This is a genomic window from Paenibacillus xinjiangensis, assembly GCF_059686975.1.
This window is the reverse complement of the sequence record NZ_JCAALS010000007.1, coordinates 196,655-219,664: the sequence shown is the minus strand read 5'-3', so window position 1 is coordinate 219,664 and position 23,010 is coordinate 196,655. Positions and strand designations below refer to the sequence as shown.

Here is a 23,010-nt window from a genome sequence, read left to right as displayed (position 1 = left end):
AACTCTTCTGTATATTGATTACGTGGTTGTTTCTCCATACAGGACACCCCTTCTCGTTATTGTCATTATCCTCATACACTTAACGAGTGTCCACTTTTTATTCTAGCTGCAGTAATGCAACCTTAGCTGACTTCTAGTGCCGTCCCCACTGATTTGATTGCACTACATACAATGTAGCTCCAGCGCGCACAATTAATTAGTCAATCTCGCTTGATGCAGACTGTTTTTCATACAACCTTATGGCGATATATCAACAATAGCTTGCTATACATTGTACTCACTACAATTCAGTTTCCTGAAATTTACTTTTATGCGCCGAAACAACGGATTTGGTTGTATGTGATACAACCTTAGCTGACTTCTAGTGCCGTCCCCACTGATTTGATTGCACTACATACAATGTAGCTCCAGCGCGCACAATTAACTAGTCTATCTCGTGTGATGCAGACCGCTGAGCGGTGAGCAAGATCCGCGCATTAGCGTAATAAGGTTCACGAATAACGAAAAGGATTGCGCTAAGGAATCGTCAAGCAGGGTTACAGACATTATGCGGTCTTAAATAAACGAAGGACCCATATTCCCGAAGTCGGGAACGAGGGTCCTTCATTTATTTCTATGCTATTCCCGTGTGAAGCCTTCCTCTTCCATATATTGCTCAGCTTCCTCATGAGTTTCGAACGCCATCTCTAAGCTTAAGCCGGCGTACACATACCACATATCCTCTTCCAGCTTCAGCAGCAGATGCTGATCGTCCGGTCCAACCCAGCGCTCTTCCTTGTATTTCTTGCGGCGGCGGGATGCTTTGGGCTCTGGTGCCTCAGGCAGCTTGGATAGGGAATCGATCGCATCGCGGATCAGTGTCCGAAGCTGTTCGGCACTATAATCGCGAATGTTGACGAGCCCCTTCTCATCCTGCGAGAAATTGCGCAATAGACCTGCATATACATAGCCGTTGCCATTAGGATGCAGATGGTACACGACATTCTTGCGATCGTATACGCTGTCTTCAAATTGAAAGTTGATGCGTCCAAGCGAGACATCATTCCTCTGCAGCTCAGTGAATGACTCAATAATAGCTAGTTTATCTTCAAAAGTTAACATCGTTTCCTCCATCGTTGCTCACATCATCTGTGTGTAAGCCGTTTACTTCCTTGCTGGTAGTTGATTATACCATATAACCCGCCAAAGGCAGCATTATAGATGCTCCTTATTTACCTGCTCATTGCGAACCATCTGCTCCAGCTTCTCAACCAGCCGTTCATGCTCGGGCGTCACTTTGCTCAAGCCGAAAAAAGATGTACGCTTCTTCTCCTTCAGCAGCTTCAATAAATATAGCTTTTCCTTCAAGGTGAACATCGTAATCAACTCCGTTTATAGGCTTCTGCTTGCTATAATAAACGATTCGAGCGATGGCGGCTACCTGAAAGTCGAATTCAACAATGTTCGGAAATTCAAACAGATAGCTTAATAAATGTTAATAAAACTAACGTATTCCCTTCGAAATGTGCATGGAAAACAAATATAGGTGATGATATTGTTCCCTTATACAAATATAGTGTTAGGTTAATTGACGTAATCGGCGCTTGAATCTATGCTAAGGCTACAAAGAACTTCTGAAGCACGACAACAATGATAGCTAATATTTCATTAATATGGAATGAGGAGAGAGACGATGAACCAAGCTGCAGCTTCACCTTCACTAGAACGATCCCCAGAGCTAGTCGTCATGAACAAACTTGGCAAAATATATCCCGGCGGCATCACAGCGGTGAGCAACGTCGATCTCCATATAGTAGAAGGAGAGTTTCTTAGCTTCGTCGGTCCGTCAGGCTGTGGCAAATCAACGATCTTCAAGATGATCACAGGACTTACGAAATCCACTCATGGCAAGCTGGAGATATTGGGTACGACAGCGGAGGAAGCGCGCAAGCATAGTGATACAGCCTTCGTATTCCAGGATCATACGCTATTGCCGTGGAGCTCTGTTCAAGACAATGTCATGCTTCCATTAAAGCTGAAGGGAATGCCGAAGAAGCAGATGCTTGAGGAAGCGGAGAGAGTGCTTGAGCTGGTCGGACTGAAGGATTACATGACCTCGATGCCAAGGCAGCTGTCTGGCGGTATGAAGATGCGGGTGTCAATTGCTAGAGCGCTTATATCAAGACCGAAGCTGCTACTCATGGATGAGCCGTTCGGAGCACTTGATGAAATAACGAGACAGACGCTTCAGGATGAATTATTGAATATATGGCAGCAGGATAAAAAAATGACCGTGCTGTTCATCACCCATAATGTGTTCGAAGCTGTATTCCTATCGACAAGGGTCGTTGTGATGACACCGAGACCCGGCAAAATATCGGCGACAATAGACGTGCCGGTTCCTTTTCCAAGAACGGAGCATTTCCGTACGACGCCCGTATTCGGTGAATTAGTAAGAGAGGTATCCGCAGCACTAGAGCACTAAAGGCAGCGAGTAGACGATAAGGGGTTGATCAGTATGGGAGACATGAATCAAACGCCAGCAGTAATGACACCTGCTGCAAATTCAGCGCAAGCGGAATCAATGGGGGGGCTTAAGAAGCCGAATAAGCTTAACACGTATCTCGCTTCCTTCATGCCGCCTTTCATCGCATTCATTGTATTTATTGGTGGCTGGGAGCTTATTGTTACGCTAATTGGAACACCGAGCTATATTCTTCCGAAGCCCTCGGACATCGTTATCTCTGCAGTAGATAATTGGAGCAAGCTGACCGTATCGGTATGGACGACGATTGGCGAAGCGGTATTTGGTTTTATACTCAGTATTATTTTTGGGGTAGGCGGGGCTGTCCTGCTGGCAATCTCCAAGCTAGTGGAGAAGAGTGTGTATCCTTATGCAATCATTCTTCAGACCATTCCGATTGTTGCTATCGCTCCTATTATTGTCATATGGTTCGGTGCAGGGATGAATGCCATCATTATTATCGCGTTCCTGATTGCCTTCTTCCCGATGCTGTCCAATACGCTGATCGGACTCAATTCCACCGACAGCAACATGAAGAACCTGTTCTTCCTATACAATGCGAACAAGCTTCAGACGATGTGGAGACTGCGCCTGCCAGCCGCTCTTCCGTATATTGTAGCCGGACTCAAAATCTCCTGTACGCTGGCAGTCATCGGCGCAATTGTTGGTGAGTACATCGCGGGCATTGGCGGCGGAAAAGGTGGACTTGGCTATGCCATTACGATGGCTTCCTCAAGACTGGATACTCCTTATCTATTCGCTTGCGGGTTGGCAGCATCCGTACTAGGCATTGTATTCTACCTTTTGGTAAATGCCTTCTCGAAGTGGATGCTTAGCTCATGGCATGAGTCGGAGATGAAATCCGAAGGCTAATGTGTGCAGCATTACTTAACAACGTGAACAAGGGAGACAAGAGCAATGAAACAGGATCATTTGTATTATTTGCGCCAATGTATTGAAGTGTCTCAAAGCTCCAGAGCGAATGGAAATACGCCCTTTGGCGCGATATTGGTAGATGCGGAAGGTGAGATTCTGCTGAGGCAAGAGAACGTTGAGCTGACTGAGAAGCGTTGCACGGGTCATGCGGAGACAGCACTCATGGAGAAAGCTTCGCATCTTTACTCGCATGATTTTTTATGGAGCTGTACGCTGTACACGACCTTCGAGCCCTGTGCGATGTGCGCAGGTGCGATGTATTGGGGTAATGTAGGCAGAGTTGTATATGCAACTACAGAGGAGGTTCTGCTGGAGCTTACAGGAGCACATGAGCAGAATCCGACCTTCAATCTTCCGTGCAGAGATATTTTCTCCAAGGGTCAGAAGCCTATAGAGGTTATAGGGCCATTCCCGGAGATCGAGGCAGAAGTTGTAGCAGTGCATGATGGGTATTGGGTATAACGGGTTGCCGGCAAGTCTGGCGAGTCGAGCCACATATAGATTAGAGGAGTGGGATGAGAATGCTGGGTCGAAAAATGGGAATGAGAATGCTTATGCTAGTATCGTTGGTGCTTACAATTATCATTGCGGGATGCGGCGGCAACAACGCGAACAATACGGCGGCTACCACTGAGGCGATTCCGACTGCAGCGCCGACAACGGAGGCAACAGCAGAGCCAGCGCCTGAAGCGAAGGAACCGGTGGATGTCAAAGTCGTGTTGAACTGGTTCGCCAAAACCGAGCATGGCGGATTATTCGCTGCGCAGCAGCATGGTATTTATACAGAAGAAGGTCTTAACGTTACCATTGAGCAAGGTGGCCCACAAGTATCATCCATTCAGATCGTAGCCTCAGGCAAGGCTGACTTTGGCCTAGCGCATGCCGATCAGATTCTGCTTGCTCGTGAGCAAGGAATTCCAATCGTAGCGATTGCAACGACATTCCAGATCAGCCCGCAGAGCATCATGTTCCATGAAGGTGCGGTCAAAGACTTCGCCGACCTCAATGACCGTACTGTCTTCATCCAACAAGGCCAGCCTTACTGGGAGTACCTCAAATATACGTATAAGCTGGATAAAGCAAAAGAAGTTGCCTATACAGGCCAGCATGCGAACTTTATCAGCGACAAAACGTCTGCCAGCCAATCATTCGTAACTGGCGAGCCGTATGCTGTGGAAGAGCAAGGTATTCCTGTTGATACGCTGCTCGTAGCAGATTCCGGCTACCAGCCTTATGCGGCAGTTATTTATACGACCGAGAAGTTCATCAAAGAGAATCCGGACGCTGTCAAAGCATTCGTAAGCGGTACAGTGAAGGGCTGGGCAGATTACAAAGAAACCTTCGCTGAGATCGATCCTTACATCCGTACGATCAATACGGCGCTAACTCCGGGAGAGATGACTTTCGCCGAAGAAACACAAACGGAATTTATTTTTGGTCATGATGCAGCTGAGCATGGTGTAGGCTACATGACGGAAGAACGCTGGACTACTCTGATGGATCAGCTTGTAGAGATTGGCGTGCTGAAGGAGAAGCTGGATGTGAAGTCCGCATTCACGACAGAGTTCCTCCCAGCAGAATAGATCGTTCCATGTAGAAGAGAAGAGGGCTTGCGCTGCAAGCCTTCTTCTTTTTTGTCCTAGCTCTGCATAAGGATGTAGAGCTAGGACAAACGGATAGGGGGCGACGCATGTGGCTAAGTGGGGAAGAAGGGGATGGCTGTTTCGTATGGTGGGCCGGAACCGGCAGCTCTTATGGTCGAATCGTCCATTCAAAAGAGTCAAGACGATAAGTTGGGGCAGCCGCGCTTCAGCATCTCCATCAGGCGCGAGGTGGCATTCGCGCAAGCCAGCGGTTAACCGTGCCAACTCCTGGGGAGGAATCTGGCAGCCGAGAAAACGGGTTAGACCAGTCAGAACAGCGAGCGCTAAGCCAAGTAAGCCGGCTGCCGGAGCAGGAGGCTGGGGCTCTAAACCGATGGCTCCGAAGCGGCGGAGAAGGCTGTGGATCACCATAACACTGCTTATTCTGCTATTTGGGGCGGTGCAATCGTTCGTGTACATAGAGAAGCATTTGCGTCCTCCGCTCATGCATCTGGCGCAGCTGCGAATTAAGCAGGTGGCTACGCAGGCGATTAACAAAGCGACCACCGAAGAGGTTGCAGGCAGCTCGGATCTGGAGAAGCTGATTGATTGGAAGATGAACAGCAATGGCAAAATCTCAGGCTTCATGCTCAATTACGCGGAGCATACGAAGATTCGTGCCCAGACGATTAATACCGTACAATCCACACTTGATGAGCTGAAAGGTATTCCGGAGCATATCCCTATCGGCAATGCGCTGAAGAGTGCGATCATCTCATCCTATGGTCCGCGTATCGCTGTTATGTTCGAGCCGGTCGGCGCCGTGAAGGTGGATCTGAATACGAGGCAGAAAAATGCGGGCATTAATATGATCTTGATTGAAGTATATATTCGCATCGTTGCAGAGGTAGCGATCATCGTACCATTCGAGACGGACCCACAGCAGGTAGAGACCGAAATACCGATCTCTTACTTGCTCGTCGTTGGCGACGTTCCGATGTATTACTACGATAATAAAGGCAACCCTGTCGGGGAATCGGCTCCTAATGCACCGAACATATCCGTACCGTTAAATAATGGCTCGGGCGTATCGAAGCCTTCTGAGGGTGATGATGCAGAAGCGGGGACAGGAGTAACACAGCCTTCAGATGGCAGCATGCTTCAAGAGTATTTGGACGACTCCGAGAATCCCCTTGGCGGAGATACGGCTGTGAGCGGCTCTAGCAATGCGGGTAACGCTCCATAAAGAAAACGAACCAGCCGCACCTGCGGCTGGTTCGTATGTTTTCATTCCGTAGCTGGCTTAATTTCTGATCTTCAATCGTTTGCGCTCATCCTGCTCCCATCGCTTCAATAGCGGATACGGATCGAAGGACCATTCGATCAAGCCCCGGTCTCGGTAGACTCCATAATGAAGATGCGGCGGAAATTTCCCCTGTGTACCGGGCTTGCCATAGCCGGAGCTGCCGACCCAGCCGACCACTTGTCCGGGCTTCACGAGCGTACCGATTCCAACCGTCTTGTCGAAGCCGGACAAATGCGCGTAATAGTGATAGTAGTTGTTCAAGTCGCGGATGCCAATCCGCCAGCCGCCGTAAGGATTCCAGCCCTTAACTTCTACAATGCCGAAGCAGGTGCTTCTAACGGGCAGGCCATAAGAGGCGAAGATATCGGTGCCTTCATGGCTGCGCCTGCCACCCCAGCTGCGGGCATTGCCCCAAGTGCTCCTGTAAGAGTAATTCGTACCGACAGGTACGGGAAAAGCATGCTCATACAGATCAAGCCTCTCGAATGCGGCGTAGATCTGGGAGAACTGCTGAACGCGCTGAACGGCTCTGCTGTTATGATAATACTCCCATAATCCGATGGCGAAGTCGTCTTCTGTTGTGCCTCCGTACTGCAGCAGTCTAGTTGCTATGGCATACAGCAAGTCAGAGTCATTATACCGATCGGCTATCCCATCCCCATCTCCATCTCGTCCGATGCCGTTGAACCATTTGATCGTCGCGGGTGTATGGTCAGTAGGATCGGGATTGAGAGCACCAGCCCAGTTCTCCTCTTCAATATATATACCAACAATACTGCCAAGCTGAGGTCTTACTTTGGGACGGGCCTTGGAGAGCGTGCGCTCGTATTGGTCAACGGCAGCGAGGCGGTACCAAGGAATGTCGGTCTGTGCACTTAATTGTTCATATAGCAGTTGCCTAGATTGCAGGATCTCGGCCTCCTCCGGAGTAACCGAAGCAGATCGGGATGGTTCATTCTGCTTCCCGGTCCACTCTCCAGCTGCCTGACATATCTGCCCTGTCAAGAGCATGGAGGCGACAGTCATTGCCGCGACAATACAAATGGTTTGTTTCAATCGCTCCACCCTTTCACAAGCTCACAGCATAATCGTTATGTTCTGCAAATCATTGGATTTTATGCGAAGTATCATTTGAATTTGCGTATGGAGCCGGACGATCATACGTAGGGTTTGGTCATGCATGACAAATGAAGATGGTCCAATGTCTCCCCGTTAAACACCCAATCAATTAACAGCATCCCTTCATAACTTAAAGAGTACTCAAAACTCCAGGAGGTGCTGTTAAATGTCTGGTTTTGCAGGTGGAAATAACATTGGTATCATTCTTGTGCTGTTCATCTTGTTAGTCATTATTGCTTGCAGTTGCGGTGTCTTTGGAGGTAGTCATGTAGGTGGCTACGGTGGTGGCTGCGGTAATGTCGGCGGCAGCAATGTAGGCCCATACGGTAAAGGCTACTAATTCATTTTAATAACATGCCTCCATGTATGTTAGATTGAGAATATAAATAACTGCTTCGAATAAACACAAATGGCCCATTCTATGAGCCATTTGTGTTTATTCTTTTCAATAGGTATGTTCCAGGAATATTGTAGTGTGAGAAAGTGGAAAGGAAGGCTCATAGAAATAGAATGGCATTCTGAAAAAAAGGGATAAACATAGCACAAATGAACAGGAATGAAATTATGTGAAAGTGCTATTTTTATTCGAAACATGGTATAATAGACGGTATGGAATTGGACTTTTACAATAGAAAGTGAAAGTAGGGTGCGACATTGAAACAGAAACCGGAAGAAAAGTTGAAGAAACCGGACTGGCTGAAGATAAAATTAACGACTGAAGGCAATTATGCCGAGATCAAAGATATGATGCGTTCCAAAACGTTACACAGCGTCTGCGAAGAAGCGCGCTGTCCGAATATATATGAATGCTGGTCTAACCGGACAGCAACTTTTATGATTCTAGGCGATATTTGTACACGTGCATGCCGTTTCTGCGCGGTGAAGACGGGACTGCCTACGGAGCTTGATCTTCAAGAGCCAGAACGCGTTGCAGATGCAGCGGAGCAGATGGGACTACGTCATTGTGTCATCACTTCGGTAGCAAGGGATGATCTTGCAGATGGCGGTGCTTCGATATTCGCCGGTTCCGTAAGAGCTATTCGCGAGCGTATGCCATTCTGCAGAGTTGAAGTACTTATTCCAGATTTCCTTGGAAATACAGATGCGCTTCAAGTCGTAATGGATTCGAAGCCCGACATATTGAACCACAATATCGAGACAGTAGCACGCTTGTCTGATCGTGTACGCGCACGTGCGAAATATAAGCGTTCTCTTGAGCTTCTGAAGAATGCCAAGGAAATGAATCCGAAGATCCCGACCAAGTCGAGCATCATGCTCGGTCTAGGCGAGGAATTCGAAGAAATATTGCAAGCGATGGATGATCTGCGTGCAGTGGACTGCAATATCCTTACATTAGGTCAATATTTGCAGCCTACGCCTAATCATCTGCCAATTGTACGCTATGTACATCCTGACGAGTTCGCTAAGCTGAAGGAAGAGGGGCTGAAGCGCGGCTTCCGTCACGTGGAATCTGGCCCGCTCGTTCGCAGCTCCTATCATGCGCATGAACAGACGGATTCGGCTGTAGCGGCCGAAGAGCGCGAGCTAAGCAATGTATAGGTAATAGTTGAAGCATCGAGAGGTGGGAAACGGCATTGATCCAAATGAGCGGTAAAGTATATGAGCTTGTTCATGAGAACCGGAACGGATGGAATGCCGAGGCTTTCCGTGAACGATATAGCGAAGTGTTGGAGCGTTATGATTATATTATTGGCGACTGGGGCTATAGCCAGTTGAGGCTTAAGGGCTTTTTCAAAGACAACCATATGAAGGCTACTAAGGAGAGCACTTTCTCCAGTCTGTCCGATTATATTAATGAATATTGCAACTTCGGCTGCGCTTATTTTGTTCTAGAGAAGACAGGCAGTGTGAAGAAATCTACGGATGATGAAGAGCATGAGGAAGACGATTCGGTCGTTAAGCTGGATATTGACTATCGGCGTCATGCTTCTGAAGAGGATGCGACAGCATCGTTGACAGAGGCTGTGCTGGCAGCGGCTGCAACGGCTAGTATCGACAGCGGTTACAAGGAGACTGGCAGCGAAGAGCAGCAGAGTCAGTCACCTAAGCAGCGCAATTCTCGTCATGAGCATCAGCATCGCCGGAGCTATCGTCAGAATGGCGGGGAACGCAGCAAGAAGCCAATCCGACCAGCTGGCGGCAAGGACGTAGCAGCGGGTTCCGAGAAGGTACAGGCTAATCAGGCGAGGGACAACAGGGAGCACCGTGAAGCCAAAGAAGGCGGGTCGAGGGAGCCTAGGGAACCCAAACAGTCGAAGGAACATAGAGAGCCTAGAGCTCCTAGGGAGCCTCGAGAGCCTCGAGATCCAAAGGAGTCCAGAGAATCTAAGGAGCCTAGAGAATCTAGAGAAAACAAGAATTCGAAGGGTCAAGGCAATCCATAATGCACGAGATAAGAGCATTCTGACCACTAGTTAAAGTGGATTAGGATGTTCTTTTTTTACGTCATTTTACAATTTCTTCTTGACTTCATTTCATAAGGGTTGTTATATTGTATAGCAAAACCTATACAAGGCAATGATCAAAGACATGATCTGCTTCGTGAGCTGTCCAGAGAGAGAGGTCCAGGCTGTAAGCTTCTCCAGTTATCCATTGTAAGATTACCCCTTTGTAGCCGTGACGCCCAACCTATGGAGCTTGTTGCCTATAGCTGTAAGCGGCACCGATTAATCCTCGATATCGGATACCAATGAAGGATCTAGCAGCTGTATGCTATGGCGAATTGCCAGCGCAGTGGACACTGCAGATCGAATTAGGGTGGAACCACGAGCTTGAACGCGCTCGTCCCTTTCCGGGAGAGATGCGTTTTTTTTGCGTTCAATAATAATCGACAATCGAGGAAATGGAGGCTAAATCATGGAGATCGAAGTAACTTTGCCAGATGGAACAATTAGGAGGTATTCACAAGGAACGACCACCTTGCAAGTGGCGCAATCGATAAGCTCTGGATTGAAGAAGGGCGCAGTAGGAGGGAAGATAAATGGTACGGCGGTTGATCTTACACGGCCGATCGACCATGATTGCCACATTGAGATTATTACCCTCGATCATATAGACGGCCTGAGCATTTACCGGCACAGTACAGCACATGTTATGGCGCAGGCCATCAAGCGAATATATGGCGATCAAGCCGTGAAGCTTGGCATCGGTCCTGTTATCGAGGATGGCTTTTACTATGATATGGATATCGACAAGCCGCTCTCCACCGATGACCTTGCTGCTATTGAGAAAGAGATGAGCCGCATTATTCAGGAGAACCTGCCTATTGAACGCCGAGTTGTCAGCCGAATGGAAGCAGTAGAGTTGTTCAAGAGGCTAGAGGAGCCCTTAAAGCTGGAGCTAATACGCGATCTACCGGAGAATTCCGAGATTACGATATATGAGCAAGGTGAATTCGTGGATCTATGCAGAGGGCCACATCTGCCCTCTACAGGCAGAATCAAAGCATTCAAGCTGCTCAGTGTGGCAGGCGCCTATTGGCGTGGAGATTCCAATAATAAAATGCTGCAGCGTATTTATGGCACGGCCTTTCCGACGAAGGATCAGCTCGAGCAGCATCTGCATGTGCTTGAGGAAGCGAAGAAGCGAGATCATCGCAAGCTTGGCAAGGAGCTGGAATTGTTCATGTTCTCGGAGGAAGCGCCGGGAATGCCATTCTATCTCCCGAAGGGGATGACGATTCGTACAGAGCTGGAAGACTTCGCTCGTGAATTGCAGAGACAACGGGGTTATGATGAGGTGCGCACTCCGCTTATGATGAATAATCGAATGTGGGAGCAATCCGGGCATTGGGATCATTACAAGGATAATATGTATTTCACGAATGTAGATGATACCACATTTGCGCTTAAACCGATGAACTGTCCTGGGCATATGATTATCTATAAAAACAGCCTGCATTCCTACCGGGAATTGCCGATCCGCATCTCTGAGTTCGGTCAGGTGCATCGCCACGAGTTCTCTGGAGCGCTTAACGGGATGATGAGAGTTCGGACCTTCTGCCAGGATGATGCTCATCTATTCGTATTGCCGGAGCAGATTGAGGATGAGATTAATCGCGTGATGGAGCTGATTGACTATATTTATCAGGTGTTCGGGTTTGAATACCGAATCGAGCTGTCTACTCGTCCAGAGGATTCGATGGGCTCGGAGGAGCTGTGGAGCCAGGCAGAGGCTTCCTTGCGCAATGTGCTCGATAATCGTGGTGTTGATTACCGGTTGAACGAAGGGGATGGCGCTTTCTATGGGCCGAAAATAGATTTTCATATATTAGATGCCCTTAAACGGAGCTGGCAGTGCGGGACTATACAGCTGGATTTCCAAATGCCTGAGAAATTCGAGCTGTCCTATATTGGTGAGGATAATCAGAAGCATCGTCCGGTCGTTATTCATCGTGCGGTGTACGGATCGATTGATCGCTTCATCGGCATTCTAACCGAGCATTACAGCGGAGCTTTCCCGTTATGGCTAGCGCCTGTTCAGGCCAAGCTGCTGCCCGTATCGGAGCATGATCTGGATTACGCGCTTCAAGTGAAGCAATCACTCGAGAAGGCTGGCATTCGCGTTGAGGTGGATAGCAGGAATGAGAAGCTCGGTTATAAAATACGGGAAGCTCAGCTTGAGAAAGCGCCTTATATGCTCGTTCTCGGTGAGAATGAGAGAAATTCCGGTATGGTGTCGGTTAGAAAACGCGGCGAGGGTGATCTCGGAATGATGGGCACGCTAGAGGCTGCTGGGCTAATGAAGGAAGAGATTCAAGCGAGAAGATAATAACGATATGAACCACAAGCCCCACAAGGGACGGCAGCTGCTGGGCTGTCATCCCTTGTGGGGCTTGTGTGTATAGTCTGCACTACATATCAAGGAATGCGTCGCGTACCCGATTCCAGAACGGGAACGGGCGATATCGAGCGAAGCTGACTTTGCGACTGCCGACGCAGCAGCGAATGGAGGAGATGTCACTGCGCTGGATGTTCAGATGATCGATCGTCAGCAGCATCCGCTGTTCTTTTTTGGAGATGATATCGCAGTGGTGATGCTGTGGAAGCAGGACAGATGATCCCAGCGTCCGGTACACTCGATTGTTAATGGAAGCAATCTCAGCGATCTGGAGCGATTCGATCGTAGGGTGTACGATGGCTCCCCCAACGCTCTTGTTATAGGCGGTGCTGCCAGATGGTGTGGAGATGACGATACCGTCTCCTCTGAACATTTCGAATGGCTCATCATTAATATTAATCTGGGCAACGAGCGTGCCGTCAACGCCCTTGAGCGTAAATTCGTTGAGAGCTAAATAGTTATAGGTCTGATTAGACGTCTCGACCTGGATCTCAGCTAGAGGGTAACGGACGATACGCGGTGATTCATTCGCCATCATCTGAACGAGCTCATGGAGCTCATTGGCCTGCCAGTCGGCATAGAAGCCTAGATGTCCGGTATGTATACCCACGAAGGATACGTCTGTAATACGATCTACATATTTGTGAAAGGCCTGCAGAAGCGTGCCATCCCCACCGATAGAAATGACGATCTCCGGTGTTTCTTCGTGACGGATGAAGCCATGCTGAGCAGCCAATTGGTGTAGTTGTTCCGCTAATGATTGTGATAATGTGTCGCCCCGGTCAATCACGGCATATTTCAAGAAATTAAACCCCTTCCGATCTTCCATAGTTACTATAGATGATATCGGAATCTACAATGAAATTCAATGTTTGAGAGGAATGTTTACATGGGGATTACACGAAACAAGCAAGGAACTGTTACGGCGCCATCCAGCCCCATAGAGCATAGACAAGTGCAGCAGCGATGAAGCTGTGTGCGAGCCGAGCTAGGAATAAGGGGCGATAGCGCATATCCGTCCGGCTTAATAAGCTGATGACCTGCGCATGAACGGACAAGCCGCCCCAAGAGAGCACCCATGCTGCAATTGCGGCCTGATGCATTAGACCGCCCGTCGCACCTCCCGCCGCTCTTGAACCGAGTGTAACCTCGAAGATCCCATAGATGGCGGCATCGGCAAGCTGAGGTGCCAATCCGACGATATTGAATACAAATCGAAGCCCTTCTGCCAGCAGCTCAATAGCTCCAGCTCGAGTAAGCATTTCCATAATGACGGAGAAGAAGACGACTAGGCCGCCAACGACCATCATGAGCCGCAGTGCCGATTGGACCGAATCCTGCAGCAGCTTGCCTAAGGAGCGGCCATCGAGCAGCCTGGCTTCATGCATCGCACGGATTGCTGCTGCAAGTCGTGATTGACGCTTCCCACGGAGCCTTGCGCTAAGCTGAGGATCAACAGAAATAGGTGCATGCCGATCATGAAATCTCATCAATAGGCCAATAATCATAGCGCCGCCATAGTGGGCCGCAGCAAGGATAGGGGCTAGAGCGACATTGTGGAAAAAGCCAACCGACACCGCACCGATCAAGAAGATAGGGTCAGAAGTTGTGGTGAAGGCAACAAGTCTTTCTCCTTCTGCTCTTGTAACGAGCCGCTGCTCCCATAACTGGGCCGTAAGTCTTGCTCCTACGGGATAGCCCGATACGTAGCCCATAGCGACTACGAAGCTGCCGATGCCAGGCAAGCGGAATAATGGACGCATGAGCGGGTCCAGCAGCTTGCCGAAGAAATGGACGATCCCGAAGCCAAGCAGCAGCTCGGATATGACGAAGAACGGGAAAAGGGCCGGGAATAGCACCTGCCACCAAATGGATAAGCCCCGCAGCGAGGATTCAAGGGTTTGGACTGGGAATAAGGCCATGAGCAAGACAATGAGCAAAGCGCTCAGCGCTGTTAATGAAGCGGGATGGGTTAGCGTGCGAAGCATAGGGGCTGTCCTCCTTATAGGCCCAAGAATAATTGTACAACCTCTTATCAGATATATGTAAGCAAGAGGCCATCCATCACCTCTTGCTGCCTACAGCAAGCTTTAAATTTTGTAGGAGAGCCTTGCCCATTCGGTCCTCAGGAACCGCATAAAAGACCGCAGATTCGGTTATTATAAGCTTTGGATTTTAGAACGATGGTACAAAAAAATAAATATTAGAAAATAAAGAAAACGCTTGCAAAAAAGGGTGGACTCCGTGTTGTTTTATGTTACAATGAAAGTACCTTAAAGGCTTGGAGTGATGAGAATGAGTATAATCGCTGGCATCCTAGTCTGCGCATTCGTTTATGTCATCAGGGAGTCCCTTACTGCACCCGGGGAAGAGGACTATGAAGGTTAATCCATATAATTGAATGAATACCATAATAATGAACCCGCATTGGTGACGATGCGGGTCTTTTTTGTATAAGAGCTCGAGTGGCTTATTGAAGGGGCAGAGCAGCTAAATTTCTGACAGGGATGGCTTGCTGATTAGACGATGAAGCGGTATGGTGTTCTATGTCTGATAGATGGTTAATGAAATAGTTATTCTACAATTTAATTTGTGATATAATTCTAAATACCTACATAATGGAGCTGAAATTGACGATGAATAGGAATATAAGCATATATGAAGCGATGGGTGGATCTGAGACTTTAAGACGAGTAGTTGAATCATTTTACCCAAAGGTGCAGGCTCATGCCTTATTAGGCCCCCTGTTCCCAGAAGATATTTTACCCGTAATGGACAAGCAATTTTTGTTCCTGACGCAGTTTTTTGGAGGTCCGATGCTCTACTCTGAGCAGTATGGCCATCCGATGATGAGGGCAAGGCATTTGCCGTTCCCGATTACGCCAGAGAGGGCGGAGGCTTGGCTGGACTGTATGCGCAGAGCGCTGCAAGAGGTAGGGCTGGATGAGGAGCTGCAAGCGATCATTATCGAGAGGCTGTCGGGACCGGCCCATCATTTTGTGAATACACCACAATAGGGAGACGTGAGGGTTATGGAGCCGCTCTATCAGACAAAAATTCAATGCATTTGCTGTGAAACCAATTACATGACATCAAGAGTCCGCCCGAGTTTCAAAAAAGCGATGAAGACGGATACTGATTTTTGCGGTTACTATAAAAATGAAGTGAATCCCGATTTCTACGTCGTACGGATATGTCCAGCCTGTGGATTCGCATCGACAGAGAATGGATTAAGCATGCTTAATGACCAGCAGAAGCTGGAATATCGTAATACAATCGGTCTACGCTGGACATCTCGCGATTATGGGGGCGAGCGGGATGCCGCTCAAGCCTTGGCAAGCTATAAGCTGGCTTTGCTGACAGCCCAAGCTGTTGGAGAGAAGCAGCGTGTCATCGCAGGAATCCTCCATCATATTGCATGGCTGTATCGTTATGAAGGCAATGAGCAGGAAGAGGGACGTTTTCTAAGATTCGCTCTGCAGGCTTATATTCGTGTCTATGAGGGTGAAGGGGCAGAGCTCAACAACGCTAAGCTGATGTACATTATTGGTGAGCTGAATCGACGGATTGGCGAGCGGACCGAGGCGGTTAGATGGTTCTCTCGTATCGTCAATGATAAGCGTATTATGGATTCGGCAATGATTCGGGCGAGTAGAGAGCAGTGGCAGAATATTCGTCAGGAGATGGAGACCGGATCATTCGAAGTGTCTGGCACCACTATAGAGGGAAAGTCGGGCAAACAGGTGCAGACTACGGCATAGCTGGTAAATAGCTCGCAAGTCTGCACAGCTTGTCCAGGCTGATTAACGACGACGGGTATTGCGAAGAGATTCATCCGCAAGCAGATAATCGCGGTCCATATCGATAATCGTTACTTTATTGTGGCAGCAAGGAAAGACGAGAAGTTTTTTTTTACCCGTCTGGATCTCTGATACTTCTTTCATACGAATCGGAATAAGAACATTGTCCGTGCTGCAGAACGGACAGCTAGGAACGTACAGATCGTTCATAATGATGTCGTACGGCCATGTGTGGTCGAAAGGAATCATGAGGAAGAATCCTCTGATTCAGACTTCTCTCCAGCGGCAGCAGGTGCTTCGGCATCAGCCTTGGCAAGCTCGGCGAGCTTCTGCAGAAGAATGTGGCGTGGCATATGCATCAAGTGCTCGATTGGCACCCCTAGCTGTTCGGAAAGCTTAATGGCTGTGTCAGCTGAAATTTGTAATGGTTTTGACATGGTGAAATTCCTCCATTCTGGATATAATTAAGTTATACACCGCTGATAGAGATTGCGCAAATGAAACGCGGATCTTGTGGCGGTGTTTTTTGCATTGCTGCGAACAAATAAAGCGTTACATATGGAGAGGAGATGGCGGAATGACATTTGGACAATATCCAATGAAATGGGATTTGGATGTGTTCTACGAAGGTGGCTCAAGTTCGGCCGCCTTTGCTAGAGAGATCAGAGGAATTGAAGATGACGTAGAGAAGCTAGACCATCTGCTATCGAATACGGAGGGCAAGCTGCTTCAGACGATTGAGGCTGCAACGGAAATCGTGCAATCCATCCTTATACGTCTTAGAGAATCGGAATCATTCGTAGGCTGTCTTATGGCACAAGATATGAGGGACTCTGCAGCAAGTGGCTTGAATGACCGGGTGAAGACGGTTGCCGCTAAATTAATCGGTGGATTAACTCGTTACGATAATGCGCTTCGTCAGGTCGATGATGCTGAGTGGCAGCAATGGGTTCATACGGGAGCTGCTGCGGATGTAGCATTCAGTCTCTCTGAGAGACGTGAGCTCGCAAAAGAAAAGCTCGCGCCTGAGCTAGAAGCATTGGTAGGCGATCTGGCTGTGGATGGTTACCATGGCTGGGGTGACTTGTACAATCTGATCGTGTCCAAAGCCAAATTCACGATTACAGGTGCAGACGGGGAGAGCAAGACGCTGTCTGCTGGACAAATGCATAATAAGCTGTCTGATGGCGACCGTTCTGTTCGCCAAGCTGCATTTGCCGAGTGGGAACGCGAATGGGGCGAGCAGGCTGATCTATGCGCAGATACGTTAAATCGGATTTCCGGTTTCCGACTCAAGCTGTATGATAAGCGCAGTTGGGAGTCTCCGCTGAAGGAGCCGCTGCTAATGAATCGGATGAGCGAGGCGACGCTATCGGCAATGTGGTCTGCTATTAACGAGGGTAAGCCTGCGCTTGTACGTTATATGGAGCGCAAAGCAAAGCTTCTTGGGTTAGAGAAGCTGGATTGGCATGATGTCGGAGCACCTATCGGTTCCTCTGCACGAACAATCAGCTATGACGAAGGAGCGAAGTTTATTACAGAGCAATTCCGCAAATTCAGTCCTGATCTAGCGGCGTTCACGGAGATTGCCTTCAAGGACAGCTGGATTGAAGCCGAGGATCGCGCAGGCAAGCGGCCGGGCGGATTCTGTACCTCTTTCCCTAAGAGCGAACAGACTCGCATCTTCATGACGTACTCCGGTACAGCAGATAACGTGTCCACGCTCGCACATGAGCTGGGACATGCATACCATCAGCATGTGATGAACGATCTGCCAGCCTTGTCTCAGGAATATGCGATGAACGTTGCAGAAACAGCATCGACCTTCGCTGAGCTCATCGTATCGGATTCGGCAATGAAAGCCGCTGTAGACCATGAGGAGAAGCTTAGCCTGCTGGAAAATAAAATTCAGAACTCGGTTGCGTTCTTCATGAACATTCATGCTAGATTCCTGTTCGAGACACGCTTCTATGAGCAGCGCAAGCTTGGTATGGTGACAGTGGAAGAGCTGAACAGCTTGATGGAGGAAGCTCAGCGCGAAGCGTTCAGCGGAACGCTTGGAGAAGCACATCCTCTTTTCTGGGCATCGAAGCTTCATTTCTATTTGACAGATGTGCCATTCTACAATTTCCCGTATACCTTCGGCTACCTGTTCAGCGCGGGAATTTATGCAAGAGCACAGCAGGAAGGCGAGGCCTTCTCCGATCGTTATGTGCAGCTGCTTCGTGATACCGGCAGAATGACCGTCGAGGAGCTGGCATTGAGGCACCTGGGCGTTAAGCTCGATGAAGCCGACTTCTGGCGCGATGCTGTCGCTCTGACGACAGCTGATATAGAGCTGTTCTTGGAGATGACGGAGGAGAAGTAGAGATAAGAGCCAAGCAGCGGCCTTAGGGCTGCAGCTTGGTATTTTACTCCCAATAAAAATATTACGTTATCTAGGAGGTGCTTCATGCGACTAAGTACTCTCATCAAGATTTCGTTACTAACCGTATGCTTCGTAATCATTGCTATACTATTATTTCCGGGGAATATACCCAGTTCACTAAAATTATATTCTTCACAACAGTTGAAATCAAACTCATTAAGTACTGCTGTTGATATGAACGTGACATCTAGTTTGGAACAATTGGGACAACCATTCCAGGCACCAATTTACGCACGTAATGTTTGGGATATGCAAGTGTATAATGGGAAAATATATCTAGGTTATGGAAACAGCAGTAACTCTGAACCGTCTCCCAATGCCGGACCAATTCCAATCTATTACTATGACTTGCAAAGCCAAACTTTTTCTGCAGAAGATGTTACATCCATTCTCCCCTCAACTAACCCTCCTGTTATCAAAAACAACACAGATGAAGAACAAATCGATACCTTAAAGGTACTGAATAACCAGCTCTACATACCTGGACATGATGCTAAGAATGAAAGCTGGTCTCTAGGTAATTTCTATAAGTGGACTAATGATAAATGGGTGAAGTACAGAAATATACCAGAAGGTATTCATATCTATGATATGGCTTACTATGAAGGGAGGCTATTCGCAGCCCTAGGCACTGATAAAACAGCTGATGTTGTTATGTCAACCGATAATGGGGTTACTTGGACTAAGGTGGGTGCAATTAAAGGACCGCCAAGAGCTTATACTTTATTTGTATTCAAAAATATACTGTTCGCAGCAGGTTCATTGATCCCCAAGAACAGCAAAGTGCCTGATCGAGCGAATCTACTCTCTATTAGTGTCTCGAAGGCAGGTGGGGTAGAGAAAGTCGAATCATCTCAGGTGCCAGTCAGCGGAAGTAAGATGTTGCCGGGGGTTGATGAACAGCCTAATGAGTTACTTAACTTTGTTAAAATGGTTAGAACTAATGTTGTAAATGATGTTCTATTGTATATCGCGGGTGAAACTTATAATGACCATCAATGGAAGCCAAGAGGTCTGATGGTTGCAACGGAGATTAATGATGCTCGTAAGGTTGTCTTTCCTGATTCCGAAGCGCTGCCTATGGACATCTTGATACGGGGTAATGCAATCTATGTCCTAACTTTTACGCAAACCTCTAGTGGCAGATACATGAACAGGGTTTATAAGATTACTTCGAATGATCTTAAGAGTAACAAAAAATGGACGCAATTGTTTAAATTCTCACATGAAACGTTTGCTAGGTCATTCGAAGAAAGCTCTGGAGATTTCTACTTTGGAATGGGCAGTGATACAGAAAAGCTACCTGAATCTACTGGCAGTATAATAAGAGTTAAGAAATCATCATATATACAGCAGGGTAGTACATTATAAATAGACAAGAAAGCTCTCTTTCTTCAGGAAGAGGGCTTTCTTGTTGTATATAAGTCATATAGATGAATATATATTGTACATTAAATATATATATGATATATTAATCCCTGATAATGACGAATACTTCATAAAATGTGTGTAATAAATAGAAGGGGAGGGACTCGTTATTCAGTTATCTAGTCGGCAGCTGGAGCTTCTAGAGCTAGTGAAGAAGCAAGCGCCTATCACCGGAGAGCAATTGGCAGAGAATCTCGGCGTCAGCCGTCCAACTCTGCGGTCCGATCTCTCACTGCTCGTGATGCTAGGATTGCTGGATGCCAAGCCGAAGGTTGGTTATTTTCTTGGCACCGCGTACCAAAGCTCGGATAATTCAGCGGCTCGGCAGCGTTTTGACCGGATTAAAGTTCATGAGATTCAAGGCGTGCCAGTTAATGTGCCGGAGACATTGTCCGTCCATGATGCGGTCATCACCCTGTTCACAGAGAATGCGGATACATTACTTATAATTAATGAAGATAAAAGATTTGTTGGTATTGTGACACCGAAGGATTTATTGAAGATTACGTTAGGTAACGCAGGGGCTGCCGCTATTCCAGTTAGTATGGTCATGACTCGCTTCCCGAACATCGTCTCGCTATTTCCCGATGATTCCGTGTCGGATGCTGTTCGTCTAATGATGCTTCATCAAGTAGATTGCTTGCCTGTCATAACTCCTGCTGATGAGCAGGGCCGCGGGCCAGAAGCTACAGGATGGGTATCCAAATCGAATATCATCAGGCTGATCTCGGATGTTACAACAGCAGCGGAACTGGGGGAGTAAGGCAATGACAGAGCAGATTATTTACGTATGTTCTGATGCAGTAGGTGAAACAGCTGAAGCGGTGGCGAAGGCAACTTTGCGGCAGTTCACTTCGGACCAAGTGAAGATCAAGCGGTACGGGCACATCAAGACTGAGGATGAGGTTATACAGATTGTAGCGGAAGCTGCAAGAACCGGTGGATTCATCAGCTATACACTCGTACAGCCGGAGCTCTGTGAATTAATGAAGCAAGAAGCCATTCGCTGGGGTGTAAGAGCGGTTGATGTTATGGGACCGATGATGCAGGCTTATGTGGATACCTTCGGGAGCTTCCCGAAGCAGAAGCCTGGACTGCTGCATTCTGTAGATGATGATTATTATCGCAGGATGGAAGCGATTGAGTTCGCGGTCAAATATGACGATGGAAAAGACGCTCGTGGCTTCACACAAGCACAGGTCGTACTTATCGGTGTGTCTCGCACGTCGAAGACTCCGCTCAGCATATTTCTATCCCATAAAGGGATTAAGACAGCGAATTTGCCACTTATGCCTGAGGTAAGGCCGCCTGCTGAGTTATACCCAGCAACAGGGAGACTGATTGTAGGGTTAACCATGCAGCCAGAGCATCTTCTAGATATACGAACGGAGCGATTGAAAGCGTTAGGACTTCCAGGCTCCGCCCAATATGCATCCATGGAGCGAATCATGGAGGAGCTGGATTACGCCTCTAGTGTGATGGAGTCCTTCGGCTGTCCTGTTATTGATGTTACTAATCGAGCTATTGAAGAGACGGCGGGTATGATTACAGAATTACTATATCGATAATAAAATGCGATAAACGTATGGAACTTACAAATTTGGTAATACGGATGAGAGAGGGAGTTAGAATATGTTGGAACGCGAATTGTCTTTGGAGCTTATTAGAGTTACTGAGCTGGCAGCGTTGGCGTCAGCGCCTTGGATGGGACGAGGTGATAAAAACAGCGCGGATGGTGCCGCCACTGAAGCGATGCGAAGCATGTTCGACACTGTATCTATTCGAGGAACTGTCGTCATTGGGGAAGGCGAAATGGATGAGGCGCCAATGCTATACATTGGTGAGCAGGTAGGCAGTATGAACGGACCTGAGGTAGACGTAGCTGTAGATCCCCTTGAGGGAACCGAGATTGTAGCCAGAGGGTTAAATAATGCCATGGCTGTATTGGCCGTTGCTGGCAAAGGGCAGCTGCTCCACGCTCCCGATATGTATATGGAGAAAATGGCTGTCGGACCTGCATTGGTAGGCAAGCTCTCACTCAAGGACCCGATTCATACCACACTAGAGAAAGCAGCTATAGCGCTGGATAAGCCCGTATCTGATCTAACTGTTATGATACTGGATCGAGAGCGTCATCAGGCTATGATTTCCGACTTAAGGAAGGCAGGCGTTCGTATTAAGTTTTTGTCTGACGGAGATGTCGCAGGCGCGATGGCACCTTCATTCCCAGAAGCGGGTATCGACCTGTATGTGGGCTCTGGAGGAGCACCGGAAGGTGTGCTTGCGGCGGCTGCGCTTAAGTGCCTAGGTGGTGAGATTCAAGGACGACTCATGCCGGAGAACGAGGAGCAGTTCGAACGTTGTATTTCTATGGGCCTAAGCGATCCTCGTAAAATACTGACAGTCGACGATATGGTCGGCACCGATGATGTAATCTTCGCTGCAACCGGCGTAACGCCTGGCGAATTTCTAGGTGGCGTCCGTTATTTGCCCGACCAGCGGGCAGAGACTCATTCTATGGTAATGAGGGCGAAGACACGCACCATCCGCTATATTAAAGCGGAGCATTATTTACCGAATAAGCCGTTGCTGCGCAAATAAAATAAGAGATGAGAGAAGGAATGGGTATGGAGCGTACGTTCGTTATGGTGAAGCCAGATGGTGTGGAGCGTGGACTTATTGGAAGCATTGTATCTAGATTTGAGAACAAAGGCTTCAAGCTTGCGAAGGCTAAGCTAATCCAAATCGACAGGCCACTTGCTGAGATCCACTATGGTGAGCATGTGCAAAAACCATTTTTCGGCGAGCTCGTAGATTTCATTACCTCTGGCCATTGCTTTGCAATGGTGTGGGAAGGCAAAGGCGCTGTCAACAATGCCCGTTCACTTATAGGTAAGACCAATCCAGCAGATGCAGCGCCAGGAACGATTCGTGGGGATTACGGCCTTATTGTGGACAGTAACGTTGTTCATGGCTCGGATTCAGATGAGAGCGCGGAGCGGGAGATTAGGTTGTTTTTTGAGTAGGTGTGATTAGTTAATAGAAGA

At 48.1% G+C, this 23,010-nt stretch carries 24 protein-coding genes; 17 read left to right on the top strand and 7 right to left on the bottom strand.

Annotated features, from left to right (window positions below; all coding sequences use genetic code 11):
- Positions 1-618: 618 nt before the first annotated feature.
- A complete protein-coding gene (locus AC6ESP_RS09785) occupies positions 619-1,101 on the bottom strand; it encodes a hypothetical protein (RefSeq protein ID WP_497096518.1) in 483 nt (160 codons plus the stop codon).
- Between the two features lie 93 nt (positions 1,102-1,194).
- Complete coding sequence (locus tag AC6ESP_RS09780) at positions 1,195-1,365, bottom strand: hypothetical protein (protein ID WP_497096517.1); 171 nt, start codon at positions 1,363-1,365, stop codon at positions 1,195-1,197.
- A 307-nt stretch (positions 1,366-1,672) separates the two neighbouring features.
- Between AC6ESP_RS09780 and AC6ESP_RS09775 the strand changes: the two genes are divergently transcribed.
- The 5 genes from AC6ESP_RS09775 (at position 1,673) to yunB (ending at position 6,268) form a co-directional block, all read left to right on the top strand.
- Complete coding sequence (locus AC6ESP_RS09775) at positions 1,673-2,464, top strand: ABC transporter ATP-binding protein (RefSeq protein ID WP_497096516.1); 792 nt, start codon at positions 1,673-1,675, stop codon at positions 2,462-2,464.
- A gap of 99 nt (positions 2,465-2,563) precedes the next feature.
- Complete coding sequence (locus tag AC6ESP_RS09770; protein ID WP_497096535.1) at positions 2,564-3,376, top strand: ABC transporter permease; 813 nt, start codon at positions 2,564-2,566, stop codon at positions 3,374-3,376.
- A 45-nt stretch (positions 3,377-3,421) separates the two neighbouring features.
- Positions 3,422-3,901, top strand: a complete 480-nt coding sequence (locus tag AC6ESP_RS09765) for a nucleoside deaminase (RefSeq protein WP_497096515.1) — start codon at positions 3,422-3,424, stop codon at positions 3,899-3,901.
- A gap of 80 nt (positions 3,902-3,981) precedes the next feature.
- A complete protein-coding gene (locus AC6ESP_RS09760) occupies positions 3,982-5,022 on the top strand; it encodes an ABC transporter substrate-binding protein (RefSeq protein ID WP_497096514.1) in 1,041 nt (346 codons plus the stop codon).
- Positions 5,023-5,131: 109 nt separating this feature from the next.
- Positions 5,132-6,268 carry a sporulation protein YunB gene (gene yunB, locus AC6ESP_RS09755; RefSeq protein ID WP_497096513.1) on the top strand — a complete coding sequence of 379 codons (1,137 nt, stop codon included), beginning with the start codon at positions 5,132-5,134 and terminating at the stop codon, positions 6,266-6,268.
- 57 nt (positions 6,269-6,325) lie between these two features.
- Here the strand turns inward: yunB and AC6ESP_RS09750 are convergent, their stop codons facing one another.
- A complete protein-coding gene (locus AC6ESP_RS09750; RefSeq protein WP_497096534.1) occupies positions 6,326-7,339 on the bottom strand; it encodes a M23 family metallopeptidase in 1,014 nt (337 codons plus the stop codon).
- Between the two features lie 274 nt (positions 7,340-7,613).
- Between AC6ESP_RS09750 and AC6ESP_RS09745 the strand changes: the two genes are divergently transcribed.
- From AC6ESP_RS09745 to thrS, 4 genes are all read left to right on the top strand, one after another.
- Positions 7,614-7,787 (top strand): hypothetical protein, encoded by a 174-nt coding sequence (locus AC6ESP_RS09745; protein WP_497096512.1) that lies wholly within the window; start codon positions 7,614-7,616, stop codon positions 7,785-7,787.
- Between the two features lie 314 nt (positions 7,788-8,101).
- Positions 8,102-9,007 carry a lipoyl synthase gene (gene lipA / locus AC6ESP_RS09740; RefSeq protein WP_497096511.1) on the top strand — a complete coding sequence of 302 codons (906 nt, stop codon included), beginning with the start codon at positions 8,102-8,104 and terminating at the stop codon, positions 9,005-9,007.
- A 44-nt stretch (positions 9,008-9,051) separates the two neighbouring features.
- A complete protein-coding gene (locus AC6ESP_RS09735; RefSeq protein ID WP_497096510.1) occupies positions 9,052-9,852 on the top strand; it encodes a YutD family protein in 801 nt (266 codons plus the stop codon).
- 472 nt (positions 9,853-10,324) lie between these two features.
- Positions 10,325-12,238 carry a threonine--tRNA ligase gene (gene thrS / locus AC6ESP_RS09730; protein ID WP_497096509.1) on the top strand — a complete coding sequence of 638 codons (1,914 nt, stop codon included), beginning with the start codon at positions 10,325-10,327 and terminating at the stop codon, positions 12,236-12,238.
- An 82-nt stretch (positions 12,239-12,320) separates the two neighbouring features.
- On the opposite strand, the gene AC6ESP_RS09725 is transcribed toward thrS, so the two are convergent.
- The gene (locus AC6ESP_RS09725; protein ID WP_497096508.1) at positions 12,321-13,109 is read right to left on the bottom strand and encodes an NAD kinase; all 789 of its coding nucleotides are present in this window, start codon (positions 13,107-13,109) and stop codon (positions 12,321-12,323) included.
- 118 nt (positions 13,110-13,227) lie between these two features.
- Positions 13,228-14,295 (bottom strand): sporulation integral membrane protein YlbJ, encoded by a 1,068-nt coding sequence (gene ylbJ, locus AC6ESP_RS09720; protein WP_497096507.1) that lies wholly within the window; start codon positions 14,293-14,295, stop codon positions 13,228-13,230.
- Between the two features lie 648 nt (positions 14,296-14,943).
- On the opposite strand from ylbJ, the gene AC6ESP_RS09715 reads away from it, so the two are divergent.
- Positions 14,944-15,324 carry a globin domain-containing protein gene (locus AC6ESP_RS09715; protein WP_497096506.1) on the top strand — a complete coding sequence of 127 codons (381 nt, stop codon included), beginning with the start codon at positions 14,944-14,946 and terminating at the stop codon, positions 15,322-15,324.
- Between the two features lie 15 nt (positions 15,325-15,339).
- Positions 15,340-16,068 (top strand): DUF2225 domain-containing protein, encoded by a 729-nt coding sequence (locus AC6ESP_RS09710; RefSeq protein WP_497096505.1) that lies wholly within the window; start codon positions 15,340-15,342, stop codon positions 16,066-16,068.
- Between the two features lie 42 nt (positions 16,069-16,110).
- On the opposite strand, the gene AC6ESP_RS09705 is transcribed toward AC6ESP_RS09710, so the two are convergent.
- Both AC6ESP_RS09705 and AC6ESP_RS09700 read right to left on the bottom strand, forming a co-directional pair.
- The gene (locus AC6ESP_RS09705; protein ID WP_497096504.1) at positions 16,111-16,356 is read right to left on the bottom strand and encodes a hypothetical protein; all 246 of its coding nucleotides are present in this window, start codon (positions 16,354-16,356) and stop codon (positions 16,111-16,113) included.
- Positions 16,353-16,544 (bottom strand): YycC family protein, encoded by a 192-nt coding sequence (locus AC6ESP_RS09700; protein ID WP_497096503.1) that lies wholly within the window; start codon positions 16,542-16,544, stop codon positions 16,353-16,355. The genes AC6ESP_RS09705 and AC6ESP_RS09700 overlap by 4 nt, the downstream gene beginning before the upstream one ends.
- A gap of 140 nt (positions 16,545-16,684) precedes the next feature.
- On the opposite strand from AC6ESP_RS09700, the gene AC6ESP_RS09695 reads away from it, so the two are divergent.
- From AC6ESP_RS09695 to ndk, 6 genes are all read left to right on the top strand, one after another.
- Entirely contained in the window at positions 16,685-18,475 is a 1,791-nt protein-coding gene (locus AC6ESP_RS09695; RefSeq protein ID WP_497096502.1) for a M3 family oligoendopeptidase, read from the top strand.
- Positions 18,476-18,559: 84 nt separating this feature from the next.
- Positions 18,560-19,906, top strand: a complete 1,347-nt coding sequence (locus AC6ESP_RS09690) for a beta propeller repeat protein (RefSeq protein ID WP_497096501.1) — start codon at positions 18,560-18,562, stop codon at positions 19,904-19,906.
- A gap of 145 nt (positions 19,907-20,051) precedes the next feature.
- Positions 20,052-20,726: a CBS domain-containing protein gene (locus AC6ESP_RS09685; RefSeq protein ID WP_497096533.1), complete on the top strand. Its 675-nt coding sequence runs from the start codon at positions 20,052-20,054 to the stop codon at positions 20,724-20,726.
- Positions 20,727-20,730: 4 nt separating this feature from the next.
- On the top strand, positions 20,731-21,531 hold the full coding sequence (locus AC6ESP_RS09680) for a pyruvate, water dikinase regulatory protein (protein WP_497096532.1): 801 nt from the start codon (positions 20,731-20,733) through the stop codon (positions 21,529-21,531).
- Positions 21,532-21,598: 67 nt separating this feature from the next.
- Complete coding sequence (gene glpX / locus AC6ESP_RS09675) at positions 21,599-22,564, top strand: class II fructose-bisphosphatase (protein ID WP_497096531.1); 966 nt, start codon at positions 21,599-21,601, stop codon at positions 22,562-22,564.
- Positions 22,565-22,590: 26 nt separating this feature from the next.
- A complete protein-coding gene (ndk, locus tag AC6ESP_RS09670) occupies positions 22,591-22,989 on the top strand; it encodes a nucleoside-diphosphate kinase (RefSeq protein WP_497096530.1) in 399 nt (132 codons plus the stop codon).
- The last annotated feature ends 21 nt before the right edge of the window (positions 22,990-23,010 follow it).